Origin of the sequence: Mesorhizobium sp. M7A.F.Ca.MR.148.00.0.0 (genome assembly GCF_003997735.1) — a bacterium.
Taxonomy (GTDB): Bacteria; Pseudomonadota; Alphaproteobacteria; order Rhizobiales; family Rhizobiaceae; genus Mesorhizobium.
The window spans coordinates 1-212 of the sequence record NZ_RZTB01000785.1; the positions used below are offsets into that span (position 1 = coordinate 1).

1 protein-coding gene is annotated in these 212 nt (G+C 61.3%); it reads right to left on the reverse strand.

Going from position 1 to position 212, the window contains the following annotated elements; genetic code table 11:
- On the reverse strand, window positions 1–212 hold a 212-nt coding region (locus EOB49_RS36260), incomplete at both ends, for an aminotransferase class I/II-fold pyridoxal phosphate-dependent enzyme (protein WP_127383599.1).

Sequence of the window (212 nt, forward strand, 5' to 3'; positions counted from 1 at the left end):
GCTCCGGGTCACCGACGATGCCGAAGCCGATCCGCAATCCGGCCAGACCGAACGCCTTGGAAAAAGTCCGCAGCACGATCCAGGGCCGGTCCAGCTTTTCGAGATAGGGCAGGGACGACGCATAGTCGTCGCCCTCGGCATATTCGGCATAGGCTTCGTCGATGACGATCAGCGTCTCGTCGCTTGTCGCATCCAGAACCCTCGACAGATCG